Annotated in this window: 25 protein-coding genes; 19 read left to right on the plus strand and 6 right to left on the minus strand. The window is 70.7% G+C overall.

The features are described 5' to 3' along the window. The first annotated feature begins 7 nt into the window (after window positions 1–7). Complete coding sequence (locus AB0J55_RS10715; protein ID WP_364245693.1) at window positions 8–469, plus strand: hypothetical protein; 462 nt, start codon at window positions 8–10, stop codon at window positions 467–469. Here the strand turns inward: AB0J55_RS10715 and AB0J55_RS10720 are convergent. The 4 genes from AB0J55_RS10720 to AB0J55_RS10735 form a co-directional block, all read right to left on the minus strand. Next, entirely contained in the window at window positions 466–1,338 is an 873-nt protein-coding gene (locus tag AB0J55_RS10720) for a 1,4-dihydroxy-2-naphthoate polyprenyltransferase (RefSeq protein WP_364245696.1), read from the minus strand. The two genes, AB0J55_RS10715 and AB0J55_RS10720, sit on opposite strands and share 4 nt — an antisense overlap. A gap of 37 nt (window positions 1,339–1,375) precedes the next feature. Then, the gene (locus AB0J55_RS10725) at window positions 1,376–1,513 is read right to left on the minus strand and encodes a hypothetical protein (RefSeq protein ID WP_364245699.1); all 138 of its coding nucleotides are present in this window, start codon (window positions 1,511–1,513) and stop codon (window positions 1,376–1,378) included. Between the two features lie 66 nt (window positions 1,514–1,579). Next, entirely contained in the window at window positions 1,580–2,689 is a 1,110-nt protein-coding gene (menE, locus tag AB0J55_RS10730; RefSeq protein ID WP_364246027.1) for an o-succinylbenzoate--CoA ligase, read from the minus strand. A gap of 1 nt (window position 2,690) precedes the next feature. Beyond that, on the minus strand, window positions 2,691–3,614 hold the full coding sequence (locus AB0J55_RS10735) for a 1,4-dihydroxy-2-naphthoyl-CoA synthase (RefSeq protein ID WP_364245702.1): 924 nt from the start codon (window positions 3,612–3,614) through the stop codon (window positions 2,691–2,693). A 51-nt stretch (window positions 3,615–3,665) separates the two neighbouring features. Here AB0J55_RS10735 and menD point away from each other — a divergent pair, with 51 nt between their 5' ends. From menD to AB0J55_RS10750, 3 genes are all read left to right on the plus strand, one after another. Beyond that, entirely contained in the window at window positions 3,666–5,342 is a 1,677-nt protein-coding gene (gene menD, locus AB0J55_RS10740) for a 2-succinyl-5-enolpyruvyl-6-hydroxy-3-cyclohexene-1-carboxylic-acid synthase (protein ID WP_364245705.1), read from the plus strand. Between the two features lie 120 nt (window positions 5,343–5,462). Continuing rightward, on the plus strand, window positions 5,463–6,992 hold the full coding sequence (locus AB0J55_RS10745) for a M1 family metallopeptidase (protein ID WP_364245708.1): 1,530 nt from the start codon (window positions 5,463–5,465) through the stop codon (window positions 6,990–6,992). 22 nt (window positions 6,993–7,014) lie between these two features. Then, the gene (locus AB0J55_RS10750) at window positions 7,015–7,458 is read left to right on the plus strand and encodes a DUF3592 domain-containing protein (protein ID WP_364245711.1); all 444 of its coding nucleotides are present in this window, start codon (window positions 7,015–7,017) and stop codon (window positions 7,456–7,458) included. 220 nt (window positions 7,459–7,678) lie between these two features. Here the strand turns inward: AB0J55_RS10750 and AB0J55_RS10755 are convergent, their stop codons facing one another. Both AB0J55_RS10755 and AB0J55_RS10760 read right to left on the minus strand, forming a co-directional pair. Continuing rightward, window positions 7,679–8,185, minus strand: coding sequence for a GNAT family N-acetyltransferase (locus AB0J55_RS10755; RefSeq protein WP_364245714.1), 507 nt, complete (start codon window positions 8,183–8,185; stop codon window positions 7,679–7,681). Between the two features lie 97 nt (window positions 8,186–8,282). Next, window positions 8,283–9,119 (minus strand): inositol monophosphatase, encoded by an 837-nt coding sequence (locus AB0J55_RS10760; RefSeq protein ID WP_354821305.1) that lies wholly within the window; start codon window positions 9,117–9,119, stop codon window positions 8,283–8,285. Between the two features lie 177 nt (window positions 9,120–9,296). Between AB0J55_RS10760 and AB0J55_RS10765 the strand changes: the two genes are divergently transcribed. The 15 genes from AB0J55_RS10765 to nuoK all read left to right on the plus strand — a co-directional run bounded on the left by AB0J55_RS10765 (window position 9,297) and on the right by nuoK (window position 24,693). Further along, window positions 9,297–10,367 (plus strand): glycosyltransferase family 1 protein, encoded by a 1,071-nt coding sequence (locus AB0J55_RS10765; protein WP_364245717.1) that lies wholly within the window; start codon window positions 9,297–9,299, stop codon window positions 10,365–10,367. 2 nt (window positions 10,368–10,369) lie between these two features. After that, complete coding sequence (locus AB0J55_RS10770) at window positions 10,370–11,473, plus strand: glycosyltransferase family 1 protein (protein WP_364245720.1); 1,104 nt, start codon at window positions 10,370–10,372, stop codon at window positions 11,471–11,473. Between the two features lie 23 nt (window positions 11,474–11,496). Next, on the plus strand, window positions 11,497–12,186 hold the full coding sequence (locus tag AB0J55_RS10775) for a demethylmenaquinone methyltransferase (RefSeq protein WP_364245722.1): 690 nt from the start codon (window positions 11,497–11,499) through the stop codon (window positions 12,184–12,186). A 10-nt stretch (window positions 12,187–12,196) separates the two neighbouring features. Then, window positions 12,197–13,483: a geranylgeranyl reductase family protein gene (locus AB0J55_RS10780; protein ID WP_364245725.1), complete on the plus strand. Its 1,287-nt coding sequence runs from the start codon at window positions 12,197–12,199 to the stop codon at window positions 13,481–13,483. A gap of 425 nt (window positions 13,484–13,908) precedes the next feature. Beyond that, a complete protein-coding gene (locus tag AB0J55_RS10785) occupies window positions 13,909–14,328 on the plus strand; it encodes an NADH-quinone oxidoreductase subunit A (RefSeq protein ID WP_003081861.1) in 420 nt (139 codons plus the stop codon). A gap of 4 nt (window positions 14,329–14,332) precedes the next feature. Further along, a complete protein-coding gene (locus AB0J55_RS10790; RefSeq protein WP_364245729.1) occupies window positions 14,333–14,881 on the plus strand; it encodes an NADH-quinone oxidoreductase subunit B family protein in 549 nt (182 codons plus the stop codon). A 4-nt stretch (window positions 14,882–14,885) separates the two neighbouring features. Continuing rightward, entirely contained in the window at window positions 14,886–15,635 is a 750-nt protein-coding gene (locus AB0J55_RS10795; RefSeq protein ID WP_364245732.1) for an NADH-quinone oxidoreductase subunit C, read from the plus strand. Between the two features lie 36 nt (window positions 15,636–15,671). Beyond that, window positions 15,672–17,051, plus strand: a complete 1,380-nt coding sequence (locus AB0J55_RS10800; RefSeq protein ID WP_364245734.1) for an NADH-quinone oxidoreductase subunit D — start codon at window positions 15,672–15,674, stop codon at window positions 17,049–17,051. Then, window positions 17,048–17,920, plus strand: coding sequence for an NADH-quinone oxidoreductase subunit NuoE (nuoE, locus tag AB0J55_RS10805; protein ID WP_364245737.1), 873 nt, complete (start codon window positions 17,048–17,050; stop codon window positions 17,918–17,920). Before AB0J55_RS10800 ends, nuoE begins: the two co-directional genes overlap by 4 nt. Then, window positions 17,920–19,215 carry an NADH-quinone oxidoreductase subunit NuoF gene (gene nuoF, locus AB0J55_RS10810; protein WP_364245740.1) on the plus strand — a complete coding sequence of 432 codons (1,296 nt, stop codon included), beginning with the start codon at window positions 17,920–17,922 and terminating at the stop codon, window positions 19,213–19,215. The genes nuoE and nuoF overlap by 1 nt, the downstream gene beginning before the upstream one ends. Further along, on the plus strand, window positions 19,212–21,683 hold the full coding sequence (locus AB0J55_RS10815; protein ID WP_364245743.1) for an NADH-quinone oxidoreductase subunit G: 2,472 nt from the start codon (window positions 19,212–19,214) through the stop codon (window positions 21,681–21,683). The genes nuoF and AB0J55_RS10815 overlap by 4 nt, the downstream gene beginning before the upstream one ends. Next, on the plus strand, window positions 21,680–23,029 hold the full coding sequence (gene nuoH, locus AB0J55_RS10820; RefSeq protein WP_364245745.1) for an NADH-quinone oxidoreductase subunit NuoH: 1,350 nt from the start codon (window positions 21,680–21,682) through the stop codon (window positions 23,027–23,029). The genes AB0J55_RS10815 and nuoH overlap by 4 nt, the downstream gene beginning before the upstream one ends. Beyond that, window positions 23,016–23,540 (plus strand): NADH-quinone oxidoreductase subunit NuoI, encoded by a 525-nt coding sequence (nuoI, locus tag AB0J55_RS10825; RefSeq protein ID WP_043783834.1) that lies wholly within the window; start codon window positions 23,016–23,018, stop codon window positions 23,538–23,540. The genes nuoH and nuoI overlap by 14 nt, the downstream gene beginning before the upstream one ends. Beyond that, complete coding sequence (locus AB0J55_RS10830) at window positions 23,537–24,397, plus strand: NADH-quinone oxidoreductase subunit J (protein WP_364245748.1); 861 nt, start codon at window positions 23,537–23,539, stop codon at window positions 24,395–24,397. Before nuoI ends, AB0J55_RS10830 begins: the two co-directional genes overlap by 4 nt. After that, complete coding sequence (gene nuoK, locus AB0J55_RS10835; RefSeq protein ID WP_003081840.1) at window positions 24,394–24,693, plus strand: NADH-quinone oxidoreductase subunit NuoK; 300 nt, start codon at window positions 24,394–24,396, stop codon at window positions 24,691–24,693. Before AB0J55_RS10830 ends, nuoK begins: the two co-directional genes overlap by 4 nt. The last annotated feature ends 8 nt before the right edge of the window (window positions 24,694–24,701 follow it).

Consider the following 24,701-nt stretch of genomic DNA (forward strand, 5'->3'; position numbering starts at 1 on the left):
CGGCCGGGTGACCGAATCCGGGTTCGTCGAAGTGCAGGGCGTCGGCCGCGGCCGCAACACCGGCTGGCGCCTGCTCAGTGTGCTGCTTGTCGCGGCCGGCCCGGCCGTGGCGGCCTCGGCCGGGGGGACGGCGCAGTTCGTCCTGGGCGGAGTGCTGACGGTCGTGCTGGTCCCCACCGGGATCGGCCTGTGGCGCGGCACGACCCGGGCGAAGCGCCGGCTGCTCCGGCTGGACGAGGTCGGCCTTCCCGCGAAAGCCGAGATCCTCGCGGCCGAAGAAGGCGGCGGTGACGACAACCCGCTTCGCCTGACCTTGCGCGTCAGCGGACCGGGTTTCCCGGCGTTCGAAGCGGTCGTCACCACGGGGTACCGCCCGGATCTCACGCCGGGACGGGAGCTGACGGCCGTGGTCGACCCGGCCGACCGGACGTTCCTGATCCGCGAGCTGGACGACGCGAACTGGCGCTAGAGGTTGAGGCCGAACGCCGCCAGCGCGGCCCAGGCGAGCATCGCGAGCCCGGTGTCGCGCAGCGCGGGGATGAGCTTGCGGCCGGTCGCGTTCCGGAGGATCGCCATCACGGACTGGGGCAGCAGGGCGGCGCTCAGCACCGTGAGCGCGGCGAGCGAGTGCGTGGTGAACTGCAGGATTCCGCTGAGCACGTACGGCACCGCGATGAGCGCCAGGTAGAGCCGCCGGGTGCCCTGGTCGCCCAGGCGGGTCGCCAGGGTGCGCTTGCCGGACTCGATGTCCGTCGGGATGTCACGCAGGTTGTTGGCGGTCAGGACTGCCGTCGAGAAGCAGCCGACCGCGACCGCGCACGCCAGTGCCGCCCAGCTGACCCGGCCCGCCTGGACGTACACCGTGCCGAGCACGCCGGCCAGGCCGAAGAACACGAACACCGCGATCTCGCCGAAGCCGTAGTAGCCGTAAGGCTTCTTTCCGCCGGTGTAGAACCACGCGCCGAGGATGCACAGCGCGCCCATGCCCAGGAGCCACCAGTGTCCGCTGACCGCCACCAGGACCAGGCCGAGCACCCCGGCCAGGCCGAGGGAGACCAGCGCCGCCGTCAGCACCGCCTTGGGCGCGGCGACCTTCGACCCGACCAGCCGCAGCGGGCCGACGCGGTTTTCGTCCGTGCCGCGGATGCCGTCGGAGTAGTCGTTGGCGTAGTTGACGCCGACGATCAGCGAGAGGGAAACGAGCAGCGCCAGCACCGAACGCCACCAGGAGAACGCGTCCAGCGCGATCGCCGCGCCGACTCCCGCCACCACCGGCGCCACCGCGTTGGGCAGCGTCCGCGGCCGGGCTCCTTCGATCCACTCGCTCACACTCGCCATGGCGCCATTCAACGCCATGGTGATCAGAGCGCGGAACTCAGTCGGACGTCGGCAGCTGCCAGACGAGCGAACCGCTGTTCGGGTCCACACTGTCGGCGAGGGCCGCGCTTGCGGGCAGGAGGATGCCCAGCGTGACGGCGGTGGCGGCGAAGGCGATTCTGATCCAGCGCGTCATGGTGAGTAGCCAAGCGGGCGCACCCTGTGCGTGTCAACGAAGTACCGCCATTCAGCCGCGCAAACGCTACTGAAGACGGGCTTGCACCGCCGTGCGGTCGATCTTTCCGGGGCCGCGCAGGGGCAGTTCCGTGGCGAATTCGATGCGCTTGGGGGTCGCCGCCGCGCCCAGTTCCGCCCGGACGGCCGCCCGCAGGTCCCCGTGTTCGCCTTCCGGGACGACCAGCGCGACCACCGCCTCGCCCCACTCCGGGTCCGGCAGGCCGACGACGCACGCGTCCCGCACGCCCGGTTGCGCGCACAGGCACCGCTCGATCGCGTTCGCCGAGACCTTCACGCCACCGGTGTTGATCATGTCGTCGGCCCGGCCGAGCACCTCGATCCGGCCGTCGTCGTGCTTGATTCCCCGGTCGGACGTGGTGAACCAGCCGTCCGAGAACGCCTCGGCGGTCAGGTCCGGCTGCCGCCGGTAGCCGTGCGCGAGGACGTCCCCGGCGATGCGGATCCGGTCCCCGGAGACGTCGACGCGGACGCCGTCGAGGGGGACGCCGTCGTAGACGCAGCCGCTGGCCGTCTCGCTCATCCCGTACGCGGGCACGATCCGGACGCCCGCGTCGGCGGCGCGTTCCCGCAGGCCCGCGGACGTCGCCGCGGCGCCGATCACGATGGCGTCGAACGTCCTCGCCGCGGCCAGGCCCGCGCCGCCGTCGTCGAGCAGGCGGACCAGCTGGGTCGGCACCAGCGCCGTGTACCGCGGGCTGCCCTTCAGCGCCGCCGCCGCGGCCGCGAAGTCGTCCGGGCGGAAGCCGGTGCCGGTCAGCAGCGACGGCGTCGTCCCGGCCAGCAGCGACCGGACCAGCACCTGCAGCCCGCCGATGTAGTGCGCCGGGGTGGCCAGCAGCCAGTGCCCCGGCCCGCCGAGCCGCGCGTGCGTGGCCTCGGCGGACGCGGTCAGCGCGCGGGCCGACAGCAGCACGCCCTTGGGCGCGCCGGTCGAGCCCGACGTGGCGATGACCACGGCGGTGCCCGGCTCGGCGGGCTCGTCCGGCGCCATGGCGTCCCGCAGCGCGGGGTCGGTGAACGGCAGCACCGCCGGGCCGCCGCCCAGCGCGTCCGCGACGGCTCTGTTCAGCGCGCCGAGCGCGGACGGCGAGCCGTCGAGGTGGACCGGGAGCAGCTCAGTAGTAATAGGGGACGTCCTTGAAATCGGGGTCGCGCTTCTCGAGGAACGCGTCACGGCCTTCGACGGCTTCGTCCTGCATGTACGCCAGGCGGGTCGTCTCGCCGGCGAACAGCTGCTGGCCGACCAGGCCGTCGTCGGTGAGGTTGAACGCGTACTTGAGCATCCGCTGCGCCGTCGGCGACTTGCGGGTGATCTCCCACGCCCAGGTCAGGGCCTCTTTTTCCAGGTCGGCGTGCGGGACGACGGCGTTGACCGCGCCCATGTGGTGCATCTGCTCGGCGGAGTACTCGCGGCCGAGGAAGAAGATCTCGCGGGCGAACTTCTGGCCGACCATCTTCGCCAGGTACGCCGAGCCGTAGCCACCGTCGAACGAGCCGACGTCGGCGTCGGTCTGCTTGAACTTCGCGTGCTCGGCCGAGGCGAGGGTGAGATCGCACACGACGTGCAGGGAGTGCCCGCCGCCCGCGGCCCAGCCCGGCACCACCGCGATCACCGGTTTCGGCATGAACCGGATGAGCCGCTGGCACTCGAGGATGTGCAGCCGGCCGGCCCGGGCGGGGTCCACCGTGTCGGAGGTCTCCCCGCTCGCGTACTGATACCCGGAGCGTCCGCGAATACGCTGGTCACCACCGGAGCAGAACGCCCACCCGCCGTCCTTGGGCGAGGGGCCGTTGCCGGTGAGCAGGACACAGCCGACGTCGGCGCTCATCCGGGCGTGGTCCAGCGCCCGGTAGAGCTCGTCGACGGTGTGCGGCCGGAAGGCGTTGCGGACCTCCGGGCGGTCGAACGCGATCCGCACGACGCGTTTGCCACCGCGGCTCTCAGCGGAGCGGTGGTAGGTGATGTCGGTGAAGGCGAAACCTTCGACCTCGGTCCACGCGGCGGGGTCGAACAGCTCGGAAACTCGGGCGTCATCCACGTTTGGGAGAATAGGACCTGTGGACACTTCTGATCGCGACGGAGCCTGCCGGTGAACCCTTCCACCGCGCAGGCCATGGTCATCGTCGACGAACTCGTCCGCAACACCGTTTCGCACGTCGTCCTCTGCCCGGGCTCCCGCAACGCGCCGCTGTCGATCGCGCTCTACGACGCGGCGGCGGCCGGGAAGCTCCAGCTGCACGTCCGCATCGACGAGCGCGGGGCCGCGTTCCTCGCCCTCGGCATCGCCGCCCGCACCGGCCGCCCGGTGGCCGTGCTCTGCACGTCGGGCACCGCGGCCGCGAACTTCCACCCGGCCGTCCTGGAGGCCGACCGGGCCGGCGTCCCGCTGATCGTCATGACCGCCGACCGGCCGCCCGAGCTGCGCGCGGCCGGGGCGTCGCAGGTCATCGACCAGCACCAGCTCTACGGCGACGCCGTCCGCTACTTCGACGAGCTGGCCGTCGCCGAACGGCGAGCCGGGCAGAACTCGTACTGGCGCAGCCAGATCTGCCGGGCGTGGAACGCCGCCTACGGCGAGTGGCGCTGCGGGCCGGTGCACCTGAACATCCCGTTCCGCGAGCCGCTCGTGCCGGACCTGGACGACGACGGCGAATGGTACGAATCCCTGGACGGCCGCCCCGACGGCTCCCGTTGGACCGAGCTGCCCGACTTCGGCGCGCTGCCGTCGTTCGTGGTGCCCTCGGCGCGGCACGGCCTGGTCATCGCGTGTGACACCGGCGTCCAGGCGGCCAGCGAGTGGGCCGAGCAGCACGGCTGGCCGGTCGTGTCGGAGACCGGCGGCCTCGGGCTGTCCGGCGGCACGGCCATCTCGTCCGGGGTGTGGCTGCTGGCCGTGGAGGAGTTCATCAGCAAGCACAAGCCGGAGCAGGTGCTCTGCCTCGGCCGGCCGACGGTGTTCCGGCAGATCCAGAAGGTGCTCTCGGACGCCGACGTCGAGGTACTGCTGGTCCGCCCGGACTCGGACTGGCCGGCGCCCGCGCACAACGTCCGGCAGGTCGGGCAGTGGTTCGACGAGCCGACCAAGCCCGCCGACCCGGAGTGGCTGGCGAGCTGGCGCCGGGCCGACGCGGCGGCCGCGTCCGCGGTGGCGGCGACGCTGGCTTCGGAAGCGTGGCCGTCGGGGCTGCGGGTGGCGACCGAGCTGGTGGACGCGCTGCCACCGGACTCCCTGCTGGTCGTCGGCTCGTCCAACCCGACCCGGGACGTCGCGCTGGCCGGCCGGCTGCGCCCGGACGTCCTCGTGCACCGCAACCGCGGCGTCGCGGGCATCGACGGCACGGTCTCGACGGCCATCGGCGCCGCGTACGTGCACCGCGGGCCGTCGTACGCGCTCCTGGGCGACCTGACGTTCCTGCACGACGCGTCGGGGCTGCTGACCGGCCCCGCGGAGCAGCGGCCCGACCTGACGATCGTGGTGCTCAACGACGACGGCGGCGGCATCTTCTCCCTGCTCGAACAGGGCGCGCCGGAGCACTCGGCGAGCTTCGAGCGGGTGTTCGGCACCCCGCACGGCGCCGACCTGGGCGCGCTGTGCGCCGGCTACCGCGTCCCGCACGTCGTCGCGGAGACGCTGACGGAGTTCCGGGCCGCTCTGGAACCGGCGCCGGGGCTGCGGGTCGTCGAGGTGCGGGTGGACCGGTCGCGGCACCGCGACCTGCACGCCCGGCTGCGCACGGCGGTGTCCGCGGCCGTCTCGGCGAGCTGACGTCAACCGCTTTCCGGGTGTAATCCCAGCAGGCAAGAAACCTCCCTTCGGCTGTTCCTGGGGTGTTCCTGGCTGGCTACGTTCGAGCGCGCTGCTTCTCACTCCGTTGGAGGATTTCGAATGCGTGCAAGAACGCGCACCGGTCTCGGTGCGCTCGCGGCCGGCGTCGTCTCGGTGCTGCTCGCCGGCACCGCGAGCGCGGCGCCCGCGCCCGGCGCCCCCGGCGTCGGCGACCCGTACTACCCGAACGCCGGCAACGGCGGCACCGACGTGCTGCACTACGACATCCGGCTGACCTACCAGCCCGCGACCGACCTCCTGTCCGGCACCACGACGCTGCTGCTCACCGCCACGCAGGACCTTTCGCGCTTCGACCTGGACTTCGCGCTGAAGGCGTCGAGCGTGCGGGTGAACAACCGCCCCGCCCAGTTCACCAACCAGACCGGCAACGGCGAGCTCGTCATCACGCCGGCGCAGCCGCTGCTCAAGGGCCAGACCGCGACCGTCGTCGTCGCCTACTCGGACACGCCGTCGACCGAGACGGTGGACGGGCTCAACGCGTGGAAGAAGGGCTCCTTCGGCGCGCTCGGCATCGACGAGCCGCAGAGCTCGGCGTGGTGGTTCCCGGCCAACGACCACCCGACCGACAAGGCGACCTACGACGTCTCGATCGAGGCGCCGGACGACAACGCGGCCATCTCCAACGGCACGCTCGTCCGCAAGACCAAGCAGCGCGCCGGCTGGACCCGCTGGCAGTGGCGCAGCACGAAGCCGCAGGCGACCTACCTGACGTCGTTCATCGTCGGCAAGTACGAGGTCGTCGAATCGACCACGCCGGACGGCAAGCCGTTCATCACGGCGTACGGCGCCGACCTGGGCGACTCGCTGTACGCGGCGAAGGCCAGCGTCGAGCGGACGCCGGAGATCGACGAGTTCCTGGCCACCCAGTTCGGCCCGTACCCGTTCGAGGCCGAAGGCGGCGTCGTGACCAGCGGCATCGGCTTCTCCCTGGAGAACCAGACCCGGCCGACGTACGGCGTCCGCAACTTCCGCGCGGGCTCGAACACGACGCTGATCGCGCACGAGAACGCCCACCAGTGGTTCGGCGACAACGTCTCGCTGGGACGGTGGAGCGACATCTGGCTGAACGAGGGCTTTGCGTCGTACGCGGAGTGGCTGTGGTCGGAGCACGAGGGCGAGGGCACGGTCGCCGAGCTGGCGCAGTACACGTACGACTCGAACCCGGCCGACGGCGACCTGTGGAAGCTGGTCCCGGCCGACCCGGGCGCGGACAACCAGTTCGACAACGCGGTGTACGACCGGGGCGCACTGACGCTGCAGGCGCTGCGGACGGCGGTCGGTGACCAGGCGTTCTTCGCCATCCTGAAGGCGTGGCAGGTCCAGAAGGCGGGCTCTTCCGGGCGGATCCAGGAGTTCATCGCGCTGGCGGAGAAGATTTCGGGCAAGCCGCTGCACGACCTGTTCCAGACGTGGCTGTACACGGCGGGCAAGCCGGCGGTGGGCCCGAACGGGGCTGCTGCTGCTTCCCGGCTCGCGGCGTCGGCCCCGGCTGTCGCTGTCGCCAAGCCTCGGTCGTTCGACCAGATCCAGGCGAACCACCGGTTCCTCGCCGCCGGGCACGCGGGCTGAGCGGGACCGCTACGCTCGCGGCGTGAGCACGAGAGGTGAGCGGGTGAGGCGCGTCGGGTGGTGGGTCACCCTCGGCGCCGCCTCACTCCTCACGGTGATGTGCGTCTGCCTGGTGTTCGCGGCGATCCGCAACGACAGCGCGATCTCTTCGCAGCTGGGTACGGCGACGGCGACGGTCGATTCGGTGGCGTTCGATCGGACGATCATCCACTTCGAGACGCCGGATGGGATTGTGCACAGCCCGGCGAACGGGGTGTTGTATCCGGATGGGCTGGCGGCTGGGCAGCTGGTGCGGATCGAGTACGACGCTTCGGATCCGGAGCTGGCTCGGGTGGCTGGGCGGTCGGCTGCTTTGACGTTGTTGCCGTTGGGGAGTTTTGTGTTCTTCACCTGGCTGGTGGCCGGGCCGTTGCTTTGGTGGATCCGGCGGTTGAATCGGCGGGCTGCGGCTGCTGCTCTCGCTTGATGGAGTTCCCCGCTCCTCGTCCTTTGATTGTTCAACACCGGAGAGCCGGCCTCAAGGGCGCCTTCGGCGTCGCTCCGCGATGAGCTTCGCTCACCCTTGACCCCGGCTCTCCGGTGCTGACTGCGGCTGGGACGAGGGGCGGGGCAGGTGTAGGGCGGGTGGTTGGTTGCGGTGGCTGGTGCGGTTCGGCGGTGGGCAGCCCTTGCTGCCGGAGGGTGACTCAGCCCCGCGTCTCCTGCCACTGGCGACGCGTGATCGCGTACTCGACCTCGCCGTGCTCCGTTCCGGGAAGCACTACTTCGTACTCCTCGGCCGAGGAGAATGTCCGTGCGAACGTCATTCCGGCCGATGCCATCGTTGCGCGGGAAGGCGTGTTGACCGCCATCGTCTGGGCGAAGATGCGGTTCAGGCCCAGCTCCTCGAACCCGTAGCGGATCAGTTCGCGTGCACCTTCGGTGGCGTATCCCTGCCGCCAGTGGCGGCGCAGCAGGCGGTAGCCCAGCTCGGCCTCGCCCTCGATCTTCGGCTGGTCCGGGCCGTGGGGTGGGCGCAGGATCCACCAGCCGACGAAGTCGTCGCCTGTGAAGCCCATCCAGAAGCCGAATCCCGGTGCGGTTTCCTTGCGGCTGGGACGAGGGGCGGGGCAGGTGTAGGGCGGGTGGTTGGCTGGCTTTGTGCAGCCAGGTGCGGGTTGGGGCCCCAGGCCGCCCAGACAGCGCCCCGCCACACCCTGGGGGGCGTGCCCTGTTCCAGTCTATCGGCGGTGGGCTGCACAAACGGGTGATGCGGCGAATCTGTGGATAGCCGGACCCGTTGTGGACAACTCAGCCCGCGTGAGCCGTCTCCTGCCACCAGCCCAGGACCTCGTCCGCCACCCCGGGCGCCGCCACCAGCAGGCCGTCCGTCGGCAATGCCGTGTCCTCGCCGTGCTTGTCCAGCACCACCGCGCCCGCTTCGATCGCCATTGCCACCGATCCGGCCACGTCCCACTCGTGGTAGCTGTGCAGCACCGCCGCCGCCGCGTGGCCCAATGCCACCTGGGCGATCGACAACGCCGCCGAGCCCAGGACCCGGACTCCGGCGTGCGCCGCCGCCGCTCGCTCGATGAAGCCGCCCATTCCGGGCCAAGGGCCGCGCCGCGCGAACTCCGTGCACACCAGCGCGCCCGCTGTCACACAGCGGTCCTGGAGCTTCACCGGCTTGCCGTTCGCGCGGGCTCCCCTTCCGCGGGCCGCCGCGTAGATCTGGGCTCGGTACGGGTCCGCCACCACCCCCACCACCGGGCCCGCCGCGTCCACCAGGGCCAGGCTGTACGCGCACCAGGGCACCCCGGCCACGTAGTTCGCCGTGCCGTCCACCGAGTCCACCACCCAGCGGTACTCGGCCACGTCGGCGCCGTGGTCGGCGCCGAACTCGTGACCCACCACCGGGATGCCCGGGAACTCCGCCGTGAGGACCCGCCTGGTGTGGCGCTCCAGAATTCTGTCCGTGTCGGTGACCCAGTCGAACGGCGAATCCAACGTCGATGGGTGGGCGCCGCGGCCGGCGGTCGCGGTGATCACGTCGGTGGCGTCGTTGGCCAGCCGCCCGGCCACTTCGAGCGCCCTCGACAGCAGGCCGGGCTCGACGGGCCGCGGCGGCCGTGAGGACAAGAGGGTCATGCCTGCTTAGTCTGGGCCACCCTGGTTTCCGGCGGACGACCTTGAGATGACATGTCGTAGCCGATCTGTTCCGGCAGCGTTGGCCGCCGTGTCACGCGGTCGCCAGGATCGGGTGCGATCGTCCAGGACGTGCGAGTCGCCATAGTCACCGAAAGTTTCCTGCCCCAGGTGAACGGCGTGACCAACTCCGTCCTGCGGGTCGTCGAGCACCTGCGCGAACGCGCGCACGACGTGCTGATCATCGCCCCCGGCCCCGGCCCGGACTCCTACCGCGGCGCGCCCGTGGTGCGGATCCCCGCGCTGGACGTGCCCGGGGTGAACTCCCTGCCCATCGGCCTGCCCACGCGCACCGTGCTGAACGCGCTCACCGCGTTCGGCCCGGACGTCGTCCACCTGGCCTCGCCGTTCGTGGTCGGCGCGCGCGGGCTCGCCGCGGCGAGACGGCTGCGCGTCCCGTCGATCGCGGTCTACCAGACCGACATCGCCGGGTTCGCCGCCGCGTACGGCTTCGGCATCGCCGCCCGCGCTGCCTGGCGCTGGGTGCGGCGGCTGCACTCGCGCGCCGACCGGACCCTCGCCCCGTCGAGCGACTCCGTCGAGCAGCTGGAGCTGCACGGCGTCCCGCGCGTGCACCGGTGGGCCCGCGGGGTCGACATCGAGCGCTTCTCCCCGGAGCACGCCGACCCGGCGTTGCGGGCCGAGCTGGCGCCGGACGGCGAGCTGCTCGTGGGGTTCGTCGGCCGGCTGGCGCCCGAAAAGGAGGTCGGCCGGCTGGCCGCGCTGGCCGGGATGCCGGGGATCCGCGTGGTCGTCGTCGGGGACGGGCCCGAACTCGAAAGCCTCCGGGAGCAGCTGCCCGGTGCGGCCTTCCTCGGCGCGAAGTACGGCGAAGACCTCTCGAAGGCGTACGCGAGCTTCGACGTCTTCGTCCACACCGGCCCGCACGAGACGTTCTGCCAGGCGGTGCAGGAGGCGATGGCGTCCGGCCTGCCGGTGCTCGCGCCGGACGCCGGTGGCCCGAAGGACCTCGTCCTGCCCGGCCGCACCGGCTACCTGCTGCCCGCGGACCGCGAGCTGTTCGGCCCGGCGCTGGTCGAGAAGGTCGACGCCCTGCGCGACGCCGCGTTGCGGGCGAGGCTCGGCGAGAAGGCGCGCAAGGTCGTGCTCGGCCGGACCTGGCCCGCCGTCTGCCGCGAGCTGATGGGGCACTACGAAGCCGTGCAGGGCCGGGCCGCCCGCGCGGCCTGACCATGCACATCGTCCAGCTCGCCAACTTCTACGGGCCACGCTCGGGCGGGCTGCGCACCGCGCTGCACCACCTCGGCGCCGGGTACGTCGCCAGCGGGCACGAGGTGACGCTCGTGGTGCCCGGCACCCGGTACGCCGACGAGGTCCTGCCGACCGGGGTGCGCCGGTTTTCCCTGCCCGCGCCGAAAATCCCCGGCACCGGCGGCTACCGCGCGGTCGACCCGCACCGCGTCCGCGCGGTCCTGCGCAGGCTCGAGCCGGATCGGCTGGAGGTGTCCGACCGCCTGACGCTGCGGGGGATGGGCGGCTGGGCGCGGCGCCACGGCGTCCCCAGCACGGTCATCTCCCACGAACGGCTCGACCGCCTGCTGGAGCAGTTCCTGCTGCCCGAACCGGTGGCGCGCCGCGTCGCCGACGCCGCGAACCGGCGGATGGCCGCCAGCTACGACACTGTCGTCTGCACGACCGCGTTCGCCCGCGCCGAGTTCGACCGGATCGCCGCGCCGAACGTCCGCCGGGTGCCGCTCGGTGTCGACTTGGCGACCTTCCGGCCCGCTATGCGCGACGACGGCTGGCGCACGGACCTGGCCGCTGGCGCGGACGCCCTGCTGGTCCACTGTGGACGGCTGTCGCCGGAGAAGCACGTGGAGCGCAGCGTGGACACCGTCGCTTCGCTGACGGAGGCGGGGGCGAACGTGCGGCTGGTGGTGGCGGGCGACGGGCCGCGACGGCGGGCCTTGGAACGCCGGGCGCGCGGGCTGCCGGTGACCTTCCTGGGGTTCCTGTCCGGCCGTGGCGACGTCGCGCGGCTGCTGGCCAGCGCGGACGTCTCCCTGGCACCGGGACCGCACGAGACGTTCGGGCTGGCCGCGCTGGAGGCCCTGGCGTCGGGGACGCCGGTGGTGGTGTCGGCGTCGTCGGCGCTGCGGGAGATCGTGCGTCCCGGGTGTGGCGCGGCGGTGGACGACCACGCGCCCGCGTTCGCGTCGGCCGTCACAAGCCTCCTGGAGAGCCCGGAGGACACCCGGCGTGCGGCGGCACGAGCTCGGGCAGAGGAGTTCACCTGGCCCGCGGCGGTGGCGGGGATGCTGGCCGCGTTCCATTGAGCGAACCCGACTAATCTCGACCCATGTCACGCGCAAGCCTGGACAAGGATCCGCACGAAGTCGCCGCGATGTTCGACGGCGTCGCGTCCGGGTACGACCGGGCGAACTCGTTCATGACGTTCGGCTTCGACCGGCGCTGGCGCACCACCACCGCCCGGGTGCTCGACGCCCGCCGCGGCGAAAAGGTCCTGGACCTCGCCGCCGGCACCGGCGTGTCCACCGTCGAGTACGCCCGCGGGGGCGCCTGGTGCCTGGCCGCGGACTTCTCCTTCGGGATGCTGCGCGCCGGCAAGCACCGGAACGTGCCGATGGTTGCGGCCGACGCGCTCAACCTGCCCTTCGCCGACGAGAGCTTCGACGCCGTGACGATCTCCCTCGCGCTGCGCAACTTCGTCGACACGAAGGCCGCGCTCACCGAGATCGCCCGAGTGGTCAAGCCGGGCGGCCGGCTGGTGATCTGCGAGGTCTCGACTCCGCCGTTCGCGCCGATCCGGTTCATCCACCGGCGGTTCATGCTGAAGCTGCTGACCTGGGTCGGCAAGCGCACGTCGTCCAACCCGGAGGCGTACTCCTACCTGGCCGAATCGATGCTCGCGTGGCCCGACCAGCGCACGCTCGGCGAGATCATCGCCGGCGCGGGCTGGACCGACGTCGAGTGGTTGAACCTCACATTCGGCGTCGTGGCGATCCACCGCGCCCGGAAGCCTGCCTAAACTCGCGCATATGACGCGACGCACCGCAGACCAGGACGCCGAAGTCATCGTCGTCGGCGCCGGACCCGCTGGGTCCACCGTGGCCACCTACCTGGCCCGCGCGGGCGTCGACGTCCTCCTGCTGGAGAAGACCGAGTTCCCCCGCGAGAAGGTGTGCGGCGACGGCCTGACCCCGCGTGGCGTCAAGCAGCTGATCGACCTGGGTATCGACACCAGCGAGGACGCGGGCTGGGTGCACAGCCGCGGCCTGCGGATCCTCACCGGCGACCTGACGCTGGAGCTCGACTGGCCGGACCTGACGAGCTACCCGCCGTACGGCGTTTCCCGCACCCGCCACGACTTCGACGACCTCCTCGCGAAGCTGGCCGTGAAGGCGGGCGCGCGGCTGTACGAGCGCACCACCGTGACGAGCGCGATCACCGACGCGACCGGGCGCGTGGTCGGCGTCGAGGCGAAGGTCGGCCCGGAGAAGACGCCGGTGCGCTACCGCGCGCCGCTGGTCCTGGCCTGCGACGGCGTGTCCGCGCGGCTCGCGCTGAGCGTCGGCATCCAGAAGAACGAGAAGCGCCCGATGGGCGTGGCGGTGCGCCAGTACTACAAGAGCCCGCGCCACGACGACCCGTTCATCGAGGGCCACCTCGAGCTGTGGGACAAGTCCGATCCGCGGAACCCGAAGCTGCTGCCGGGCTACGGCTGGGCGTTCCCCCTCGGCGACGGCACGGTGAACGTCGGCCTCGGCATGCTCTCGACGTCGGCGTCGTTCCGGAACACCGACTACCGCGCGCTGCTGCGCCAGTGGCTCGACGGGACGCCGGAGGAATGGGGCTACCGCGAGGAGAACGCGATCGGCAAGGTCGGCGGCGCCGGCCTGCCGATGGGCTTCAACCGCACCCCGCACTACCGCGACGGCCTGCTGCTGCTCGGCGACGCGGGCGGCATGGTCAGCCCGTTCAACGGCGAGGGCATCTCGGCCGCGATGGAGTCCGCGCAGATCGCGGCGGAGGTCGTCGTGCAGGCGCTCGCGCGGCGTGAAGGGCCTTCCCGCGAACGCGCTCTCGAGGCGTACCCGCGCGCGGTCGGCGAGCTCATGGGCGGCTACTACGCGCTGGGCAACGTCTTCGCGAAGATCATCGGCAAGCCGAAGATCATGCACGCCTGCACCAAGTACGGGCTGCGCATCAACAAGCTCCTGCCGCTGGTCTACAAGGGCCTGTCGGGCTGCTACGACGCCAAGGGCGGCGACGGCGTCGACCGCCTGATCGCGGCCCTGGCGAAGGTGACCCCGAGCCCGCGCTGACCCGCGCGCGGACACACGAGTGGCCTAACAAGTTGGCCGTGCGGTCAGTGGGATAGATCACAGGTCAGCGCCCGTTTTGTCCCTCCGGAACGCGATCTTGGACGCCTTTCGCGCAGGTCGCGCGCGCGGTGTTGCCGACCCGTGACAACGATGGCGGCAAAACTTAGGCGACCCTTATAACACGGGGTACTAGGGACAAGAGTGTGAGTCGCGTCCTAGACTCCCCCCATGCTTTGTGAATCGCTTCACATCCGCGACGAGTGGCTTGTGAACTATTTCACAAGCTGCTCCCGGTCCAGCCACGGGCCGTAAGGAGACCCTGACCCTCGGCGGTGTGACCCAGGTCCCTTAGGGTGCCGACGAGGCCCAGCGGTTCCCCACCACACGCACAACCGCAGCGGCGCGGAAAGGATGGCGAAGACCCCGTGCTGACGTTGCTGACCCGGACCGACACGGTGCAGCTGGCCCAAGAGGCCCCGAGCCTGAAGCCCTACCTGCCCATCGTGATCTTGTTCGTCCTGGCGCTCGGTTTCGCCGTGCTGTCGGTCCTGCTCGGGCCGCTCGTCGGCCCCAGCCGGTACAACAAGGCCAAGCTGTCCGCCTACGAGTGCGGCATCGAGCCGTCACCGCAGCCGCTCGTCGGCGCCGGGCGGATGCCGGTCGCGTACTACATCACCGCGATGCTGTTCATCCTGTTCGACATCGAGATGGTCTTCCTCTACCCGTTCGCCGTGCAGGCGAACGCGCTGGGCACGTTCGGCCTGGTGGAGATCCTGCTGTTCATCGCGACGGTCGGCTTCGCGTACGCCTACGTGTGGCGGCGCGGCGGCCTGGATTGGAACTAGACCCATGGGCCTGGAAGAAAAACTCCCCAACGGCATCCTGCTGGCCAGCCTCGAAGGCCTCGTCAACTGGGCGCGCAAGAACTCGCTCTGGCCCGCCACCTTCGGCCTCGCCTGCTGCGCGATCGAGATGATGACGGTCGGCGGCTCCCGCTACGACATCGCCCGCTTCGGCATGGAGCGCTTCAGCGCGACGCCGCGGCAGGCCGACCTGATGATCGTCGCCGGGCGCGTCACGCAGAAGATGGCCCCGGTCCTGCGCCAGATCTACGACCAGATGGCCGAGCCGCGCTGGGTCCTGGCCATGGGCGTCTGCGCCTCCTCCGGCGGCATGTTCAACAACTACGCCGTGGTCCAGGGCGTCGACCACATCGTGCCGGTCGACATGTACCTGCCCGGCTGCCCGCCGCGGCCGGAGATGCTGCTGGACGCGATTCTCAAGCTGCACGCCAAGATCCAGGACGAGCCGATCAACGCCCGCCGCGCCGCCCTCCGCGCCGCGAGCGGGGAGCGCACCGAGCTCGTCGCGTCCTCGATCAAGTACGCGAAGAAGTAGAGCGATGACTGAGAACCCCCAACCCGGCGAAGAGCAGTCCAGCGCCGAGCGCGCGGAAACCGGCCTGACGGCGAAGGGGCCGGGCGCGGCCGAAGCCGTCGTCACCGGCCGCGAACGCCGCGGCATGTTCGGCGTCCAGGGCAGCGGTGACACCTCCGGCTACGGCGGCGTCCGGCTCCCGGCCTACAGCCCGGCGCCGGCCGAGCGCCCGTACGGCGGCTGGTTCGACCAGTTCGCCGACGAGTTCTACGCCGCGCTGGCCGAGCGCAAGATCCCCGCCGAGGCGATCCTGCAGACCACGGTCGACCGCGGCGAGATCACCTTCTACGTCGCCCGCGAGCACCTGCCCGCGATCGCGAAGACGCTGCGCGACGACGGCGGTCTCCGCTTCGAGCTGCTGTCGTCGGTGTCCGGGGTGGACTACGGCGTCGACGTCCCGCAGCGGCTGCACGCGGTCTACCACTTCACGTCGCTGACCTACCGGCGCCGGATCCGGCTCGAGGTCACCCTCGACATCGAGGACCCGCACGTGCCGTCGCTGGTGGAGACCTACCCGACCGCCGACTGGCAGGAGCGGGAGGCCTGGGACATGTTCGGGATCGTCTTCGACGGCCACCCGGCGCTGACCCGGATCCTGATGCCGGACGACTGGGACGGCCACCCCCAGCGCAAGGACTACCCGCTCGGCGGGATCCCGGTCGAATACAAGGGCGCGGAGATCCCGCCGCCGGACCAGCGGAGGTCGTACTCGTGAGCACCCGCCGACGTACTTTTTCCCGCGGAGGCGAAATTGAGCACTGAGAACCTGTCCGACGTCACCACCGGCACGTCGACGACCGAAGCCGGCAGCGACAGCACCGACAGCGCGAACTACGCCGACTCCCGCGACACGACCGAAGGCCGCGTCTACACGGTCTCCGGCGGCGACTGGGACGATGTCATCGCCGACGCCCAGCACGACGAGCGCATGGTCATCAACATGGGCCCGCAGCACCCGTCGACGCACGGCGTGCTCCGGCTCGTGCTGGAGATGGAAGGCGAGACCGTCACGCAGCTGCGGTCGGTCATCGGCTACCTGCACACCGGCATCGAGAAGAACTGCGAGTACCGGACCTGGACCCAGGGCGTCACCTTCGTGACGCGCATGGACTACCTGGCCCCGCTTTCGACCGAGATGGCGTACTGCCTCGGCGTCGAGAAGCTGCTGCAGATCGAGGCCCCGCGCCGCGCGCAGCTGCTGCGCGTGATGCTGCTGGAGATCAACCGCATCGGCTCGCACCTGGTCTACATCGCCACCGGCGGCATGGAGCTCGGCGCCACCACCGCGATGACGCTCGGCTTCCGCGAGCGCGAAGAGGTGCTGCACCTGCTGGAGCACCTGACCGGCCTGCGGATGAACCACGCGTTCATCCGCCCCGGTGGCCTCGCGCAGGACATGCCGGCGGACTACCGCGAGAAGGTCACCGAATTCGTCAAGACGATGAAGAAGCGCCTTCCGCTGTACGACAAGCTGTTCACCGGGCAGCCGATCTGGCGGAACAGGCTCAAGGGCGTGGGTTACCTGCCCGTCGACGCGTGCCTCGCGCTCGGCGTCACCGGCCCGGTGCTGCGGTCCGCCGGCCTCCCGTGGGACCTGCGCAAGACCGAGCCGTACTCCTGCTACGACGAGTTCGACTTCGACGTGCCCGTGGACAACGGCGCCGACTGCTGGTCGCGCTACCTGATCCGCGTCCACGAGATGCACGAGAGCCTCAAGATCATCGAGCAGTGCCTGGAGAAGCTCGAGCCGGGCCCGGTCATGGTCGAGGACAAGAAGGTGGCGTGGCCCGCGCAGCTGTCCATCGGCAGCGACGGCATGGGCAACTCCCTCGAACACGTCAAGAAGATCATGGGCCAGTCGATGGAGTCCCTGATCCACCACTTCAAGCTGGTCACCGAGGGCTTCAAGGTGCCGCCGGGCCAGGTCTACACGTCGGTCGAGTCGCCGCGCGGCGAGCTGAGCGCGCACCTGGTGTCCGACGGCGGCACCCGGCCGCTGCGGGTCCACGTGCGCGAACCGAGCTTCGTGAACCTGCAGTCGATGCCCGCCATGGCCGAGGGCGGCCTGGTCGCCGACGTGATCGCCGCCATCGCCTCGATCGACCCCGTCATGGGGGGAGTGGACCGATGACCACAGCAGTTCCCGAGCCCGGTCCGGACTACGCGGCGACGACGCACGCCGCGGCTTCGGCCGACACCGACGTCGTCGCGATCGCGCCGGACCCCGAGGTGGCCGCCGGCATCATCACGGAGACGCCCCTCGAGGACATCTTCGACGCCGACATCCACGCGAAGGCGCAGGAGCTGATCGCGCGCTACCCGATGTCCCGCTCGGCGCTCCTGCCGATGCTGCACCTCGTGCAGTCCGTGCAGGGGTACGTCAGCCAGGAGGGCATCGCGTTCTGCGCGAAGCAGCTCGACCTGTCCGACGCCGAGGTCAGCGCGGTCGCGACGTTCTACACGATGTACAAGCGCAAGCCGTGCGGCGAGCACCTCGTGAGCGTCTGCACCAACACGCTGTGCGCGGCCATGGGCGGGGACGCGATCTACAAGCGGCTCCAGACGCACCTGGGTTCCGAGGCGGAACCGCTGGGGCACAACGAGACCGCGGGCACGCCGAACGAGCCGGGCTCGATCACCCTCGAGCACGCCGAGTGCCTCGCGGCCTGCGACCTCGCGCCGGTCATCCAGGTCAACTACGAGTACTTCGACAACCAGACCGAGGACAAGGCCGTCGCGCTCGTCGACGCGCTGCAGGCGGGCAAGAAGCCGGCCCCGACGCGCGGGGCCCCGCTGACGAACTTCAAGGGCGCCGAGCTGCAGCTCGCCGGGTTCTTCCCGGAGGACGAGGCGGCCTACCGCCGGGACGTCGACGGCCCGTCGCAGGCCGTCGAGACGCTGCGGGGCGCGAAGCTCGCGCAGGACCGCGGCTGGGTCGCCCCGGTGGCCCAGGACGTCCCGCTGCCAACTGTGCCTTCTAAAGAGGGGGAGAAGAAGTAGTGGCTGACCCCATCACTCCGGTCCTCACCAAGCGCTGGCTGTCCCCGAACTCCTGGCAGATCGGGACGTACGAGGCACTCGAGGGCTACACCGCCGTCCGCAAGGCACTGGCCGGGACGCCGGAGCAGCTCGTCCAGCTGGTCAAGGACTCCGGCCTGCGCGGCCGCGGCGGCGCGGGCTTCCCGGCCGGCATCAAGTGGTCGTTCATGCCGCCGAACTTCGACAAGCCGCACTACCTGGTGATCAACGCCGACGAGGGCGAACCGGGTACCTGCAAGGACATCCCGCTGATGATGGCGGACCCGCACTCGCTCATCGAGGGCTGCATCATCGCCTCGTACGCGATGCGGTCCAACCACTGCTTCATCTACGTCCGCGGCGAGGCGCTGCACTGCATCCGCCGCCTCAACGCGGCCGTGCGCGAAGCCGAAGCGGCGGGCTACCTGGGCGAGAACATCCTGGGGTCGGGCTTCGACCTCAAGATCACCGTCCACGCGGGTGCGGGCGCGTACATCTGCGGCGAGGAGACGGCGCTGCTCGACTCCCTCGAGGGACGCCGTGGCCAGCCCCGGCTCAAGCCGCCGTTCCCCGCGGCCGCCGGTCTGTACGCCGCGCCGACCACGGTGAACAACGTCGAGACCATCGCGAGCGCGCCCTACATCGTCAACGGCGGCTCCAGCTGGTTCCGCGAGATGGGCCGCGAGAAGTCGCCCGGCCCGAAGATCTACTCGATCTCCGGCCACGTCGAGAAGCCCGGCCAGTACGAGTGCCCGCTCGGCACCACGCTGCGCGAGCTGCTGGACATGGCGGGCGGCATGAAGGACGGCATCCCGCTCAAGTTCTGGACCCCGGGCGGCTCGTCGACGCCGATGTTCACCGCCGACCACCTCGACGTCCCGCTGGACTTCGAAGGCGCGGCGGAAGCCGGGTCGATGCTCGGCACCACCGCCGTCCAGGTCTTCAACGAGACCGTGTCGGTGCCGTGGGCCGTGATGAAGTGGACGCAGTTCTACGAGCACGAGTCCTGCGGCAAGTGCACGCCGTGCCGCGAAGGCACCTACTGGCTGGCGCAGATCCTCGAGCGCATGGTCGAGGGCCACGGCACCGAAGAGGACATCGACACCCTCCTCGACGTCTGCGACAACATCCTCGGCCGGTCGTTCTGCGCCCTCGGCGACGGCGCGGTGTCGCCGATCCAGAGCGGCATCAAGTACTTCCGCGAGGAGTTCCTCGCGCTGTGCGAGAAGAACCGCCACGAACAGACCAAGCCCGAACTCGTGGGAGCGCAGGCATGACGATCGCCCCCGACAAATCCGAGACCACCGAGACGCCGGTCCCCGAGGGCCACGTCAAGCTGGTCATCGACGGCGAAGAGGTCATCGCCCCCAAGGGCGAGCTCCTCATCCGCACGGCCGAACGCCTCGGCACGGTCATCCCGCGGTTCTGCGACCACCCGCTCCTCGACCCGGCGGGCGCCTGCCGCCAGTGCCTGGTCGAGGTCGAAATGGGCGGCCGCCCGATGCCGAAGCCGCAGGCGTCCTGCACGATGACCGTCGCCGACGGCATGGTCGTCAAGACGCAGCTGACGTCGCCGGTCGCGGACAAGGCCCAGCAGGGTGTGATGGAGCTGCTGCTCATCAACCACCCGCTGGACTGCCCGATCTGCGACAAGGGCGGCGAGTGCCCGCTGCAGAACCAGGCGCTCGCGCACGGCCGCACCGAGTCCCGGTTCGTCGACACCAAGCGGACGTTCCCGAAGCCGCTGCCGATCTCCACGCAGGTGCTGCTCGACCGCGAACGCTGCGTCCTCTGCCAGCGCTGCACCCGGTTCTCCCGCGAGATCGCCGGCGACCCGTTCATCGAGCTCCTCGAGCGCGGCGCCCACCAGCAGATCGGCACCGCGGAGACGGCGGACGTGCTCGACATGGCGTCGCGGACGACGTCCGGCCAGCCGTTCCAGTCCTACTTCTCCGGCAACGTCATCCAGATCTGCCCGGTCGGCGCGCTGACCAGCGCGGCCTACCGGTTCCGGTCGCGGCCGTTCGACCTGGTGTCCTCGCCGAGCGTCTGCGAGCACTGCTCGTCCGGCTGCGCCGAGCGCACCGACTTCCGGCGCGGCAAGGTCCAGCGCAAGCTGGCCGGCGACGACCCCGAAGTCAACGAAGAGTGGATCTGCGACAAGGGCCGGTTCGCCTTCCGCTACACCGGCGCCGAGGACCGCATCCGGCGTCCGCTGGTCCGCAACCGCGAGACCGGTGAGCTGGAAGAGGCGTCCTGGACCGACGCGCTGCGCATCGCCGCGGCAGGTCTCACCGAGGCGCGGTCGAACGGCGGCGTCGGTGTCCTGCCCGGTGGCCGGCTGACCGTCGAGGACGCCTACGCGTACTCGAAGTTCGCCCGGGTCGCCCTGCGCACCAACGACGTCGACTTCCGCGCCCGCCCGCACTCGGGCGAGGAACTCGCGTTCCTGACCTCGCACGTCGTGGGCGTGACGCCGGAGTCCGGGGTCACCTTCCGCGAGATCGAGCGGGCCCGCACGGTCCTGTGCGTCGCCTTCGAGCCCGAGGACGAAGCCCCCATCGTGTTCCTGCGGCTGCGCAAGGCGGCCCGCCGGAACAGGACCCGGGTCGTCCACTTGGGACAGTGGACGACGTCGTCGGTGCGCAAGACGTTCGGTGAACTCCTCGCCTGCGTCCCCGGCCAGGAGGCCGCGGCCGTCGAGGGCATCGCCAAGCACGCGCCGGACCTCGACGAGGCCCTGCGCGGCGAAGGTGCCGTGGTCCTGGTCGGCGAGCGCGCCGCCGCGATCCCCGGCCTGTTCGCCGCCCTGCACGACCTGGTCGAGCGCACCGGCGTCCGGCTCGCGTGGATCCCGCGCCGCGCCGGCGACCGGGGTGCCCTGGAGACCGGCTGCGTGCCGTCGCTGCTGCCCGGCGGCCGCCGGGTCGGGGACGATGCCGCCCGCGTCGCCGTCGAAAACGCCTGGGGCGTCCCGCTCCCGGCCACCCCGGGCCGCGACACGACCGACATCCTGCTGGCCGCTTCGGCCCGCGAGCTCGGCGGCCTGGTCGTCGGCGGCGTCGACCCGTACGACCTGCCGGACCCGGCCCTCGCGCTGCGCGCGCTGGACAATGCCGGGTTCGTGGTCAGCCTCGAACTGCGGCACAGCGCGGTGACCGAGCGCGCGGACGTCGTGCTCCCGGTGGCCGCGTCGGACGAGAAGGCGGGCAGCTACCTCAACTGGGAGGGCCGCACCCGCCCGTTCGACGTCACCCTCGAAGGCACCGGCGCCCTGCCGGACTGCCGGGTGCTCGACACGCTCGCCGTCGAGATGGACGCGGACCTGTTCACGCAGACGCCGGCCGCCGCCCGGGGCGACTTCGAGAAGCTGGGCCACGCTTCGGCGCTGCGCTGGAGCCACGTCGCCGCCGAGGTCGCGCCGCCCGCGACGCCGGGTGACGGCCAAGCGGTCCTGTCGACCTGGCGGCAGCTGATCGACAACGGATCGCTGCAGGACGGCGAGCCGCACCTCAAGGGCACCCAGCGCACGCCGGTCGCGCGGCTCTCGGCGAAGACCGCCGAAGGTCTGGGCACCACCGTGCGCGTCAGCACCGAGCGCGGTGCGATCACGCTGCCGGTGGAGATCGCCGACCTGCCCGACGGTGTCGTGTGGCTGCCGGGCAACTCGGACGGCTCGGCCGTGTTCAAGACGCTCGGTGCCGGCCACGGCGCCGTCGTGAACCTCGCTGGAGGTGGGCAATGACCCCGCTGCTGACCGAAGCTGCCGTCGGCAGCGTGCCGGACGCGGCGACGCGGGCGGCACTGCTGGCCGACGACCCGTTGTGGCTGATCCTGCTCAAGTGCGTGGTCATCCTGCTGATCGGGCCGATCCTGACGATCTTCCTGATCGTCTGGGAGCGCAAGGCGGTCGGCCGGATGCAGAACCGGCCCGGCCCCAACCGGGTCGGGCCCGGCGGCTACCTGCAGTCCCTGGCGGACGCGATCAAGCTGCCGTTCAAGGAACAGATCATCCCGGACACCGCCGACCGCAAGGTGTACTTCCTCGCCCCGGTCCTGTGCGTGGTGCCGTCGCTGATCGCGCTGTCGGCCATCCCGTTCGGCCCGGTCGTGTCGATCTTCGGCGAGCGGACCGTGCTGCAGCTGCTCGACCTGCCGGTCAGCGCGCTGGTGATCCTGGCCTGCTCCTCGATCGGCGTCTACGGCATCGTGCTCGCCGGCTGGTCGTCCGGCTCGCCGTACCCGCTGCTCGGCGGCATGCGCAGCGCGGCGCAGGTGATCTCCTACGAGATCGCGATGGGCCTGTCGATCGTCGCGGTGATCCTGCAGGCCGGGTCGCTGAACCTGGCCGACATCGTCGGCGCGCAGCACAAGGTGTGGTTCCTCTACCTGGTCCCCAGCTTCGTGATCTACCTGATCTCGATGGTCGGCGAGACCAACCGCGCCCCGTTCGACCTCCCGGAGGCCGAATCGGAGCTGGTCGGCGGCTTCCACACCGAGTACAGCTCGATGAAGTTCGCGATGTTCTTCCTCGCCGAGTACGTCAACATGGTGATCGTCTCGGCGTTCGCGACGACGCTGTTCCTCGGCGGCTGGATGGCCCCGTGGCCGCTGTCGCTGATCGGGAACAACGTGCTCAACACCGGCTGGTGGCCGGTGCTGTGGTTCTTCGCGAAGATGTTCATCCTGCTCTTCGGGTTCATCTGGCTGCGCGGCACGCTGCCCCGCCTGCGCTACGACCAGTTCATGCGGCTGGGCTGGAAGGTCCTGGTCCCGCTGAACCTCGTCTGGATCATCATGGTGACCTTCGCGAAGGTCATCACCTGGAACACCGCGACCATCATCATCGCCGCGGTCGCCATCTTCATCGTCGTCGCGCTGTTCTTCTACGTCCGCGCGTCGGGCCGCGAAGAGGAGAGCGAGAGCATCCCGGTGACCGGCGGCGGGTTCCCCGTCCCGCCGCTGGACCTCAAGGTTCCGCAGACCACCCCGCGTCAGAAGGCTTTGGCCAAGGCCGAGGCGAAGGCGGCCCGCCGCAAGCCGGCGGCCGTCGGTACCGCAAAGGAAGGAGCGCAAGATGGGGTTTCTTGATCCCGTCAAGGGCTTCGGCGTCACCTTCGGAATGATGTTCAAGAAGGTCGCCACCGAGGAGTACCCGGAGGCCGGCGCGCCGGCCGCGCCGCGGTACCACGGACGGCACCAGCTGAACCGCCACCCGGACGGCCTCGAGAAGTGCGTCGGCTGCGAGCTGTGCGCGTGGGCCTGCCCGGCGGACGCGATCTTCGTCGAGGGCGGTGACAACACCGAGGAGGCGCGGTTCTCGCCGGGTGAGCGGTACGGCAAGGACTACCAGATCAACTACCTGCGCTGCATCGGCTGTGGCCTCTGCATCGAGGCGTGCCCGACCCGGTCGCTGACCATGATCAACTTCTACGAGCTGGCCGACGACGACCGCCAGCGGCTGATCTACACGAAGGAGGACCTGCTCGCCCCGCTGCTGCCCGGCATGGAGCAGCCGCCGCACCCGATGCGGCTCGGCGAAAACGAGCAGGACTACTACGTGAACGGCCCCGAACTCGCACGCGGGGAGGGCGTCAAGTGATCTCCGCCCTCTTGGCCGCGGCGCCTTCGCCTTCCGCGGGAGTCTCCACCGGTGAGGCGATCGCCTTCTGGGTGCTCGGGCCGCTGTCGCTGCTCGGTGCACTCGGCATGATCTTCTCGCGCAACGCCGTCCACTCGGCGCTGTGGCTGGTGCTCACGATGCTGAGCCTGGGCGCGCTGTACATGATCCAGTCGGCGCCGTTCCTCGGCTTCACGCAGATCATCGTCTACACCGGCGCGATCATGATGCTGTTCCTGTTCGTGCTGATGCTGGTCGGCCGGGAGAGCTCCGACTCGGTCGTCGAAGTGCTGCGCGGCCAGCGGCTCGCCGCCACCGTGCTCGGCATCGGGATGGCCGCGCTGCTGGCCACCGGCATCTACCGGGCGCTGGCCAACGTCACCCCGGCGACGCCGCTCGACTCGACGACGTCGGCCGGCGGCGGTCCCCAGGGGCTCGGAAAGCTGATCTTCACCGACTACCTGTTCCCGTTCGAGCTGACGTCGGCGCTGCTCATCACCGCCGCGATCGGCGCGATGGTGCTGGCCTTCACCGACCGGCACGCCAAGGGCGGGAAGCTGTCGCAGAAGGAACTGGTGCTGCTGCGCTTCCGCGGCGAGCACGACCGGCCGTCGCCGCTGCCCGGCCCGGGTGTCTTCGCCACCGCCAACTCGGTGGCCACCCCGGCGCTGCTGCCGGACGGCTCGGTCGCCCCGGAGTCGCTGTCGGCGATCATCGAGTCCACCTCGGCGATCGAGCTGGCGAAGGAACGCAAGCTCGTCTCCGACGAGGGCCCGCACCCGGACGCGCACGCGCTGGTCGGCTCCGAAAGCTCTGATTCCGAGGGGGAGAAGAAGTGACCCCGACGTACTACCTGCTGCTGTCGGCGCTGCTGTTCGCGCTCGGCGCGGTCGGCGTGCTGGTGCGGCGCAACGCGATCGTCGTGTTCATGTGCATCGAGCTGATGCTCAACGCGGTGAACCTGTCGCTGGTCACCTTCGCCCGGATCAACGGCGGGCTCGACGGCCAGATCATGGCGTTCTTCGTCATGGTCGTCGCGGCCGCCGAGGTCGTGGTCGGCCTGGCGATCATCATGGCCATCTTCCGCACCCGGCGCTCGGCCTCGGTCGACGACACCAACCTGCTGAAGTACTAGGAGACCCC

Source organism: Amycolatopsis sp. NPDC049688, assembly GCF_040674975.1.
Lineage (GTDB): Bacteria > Actinomycetota > Actinomycetes > Mycobacteriales > Pseudonocardiaceae > Amycolatopsis.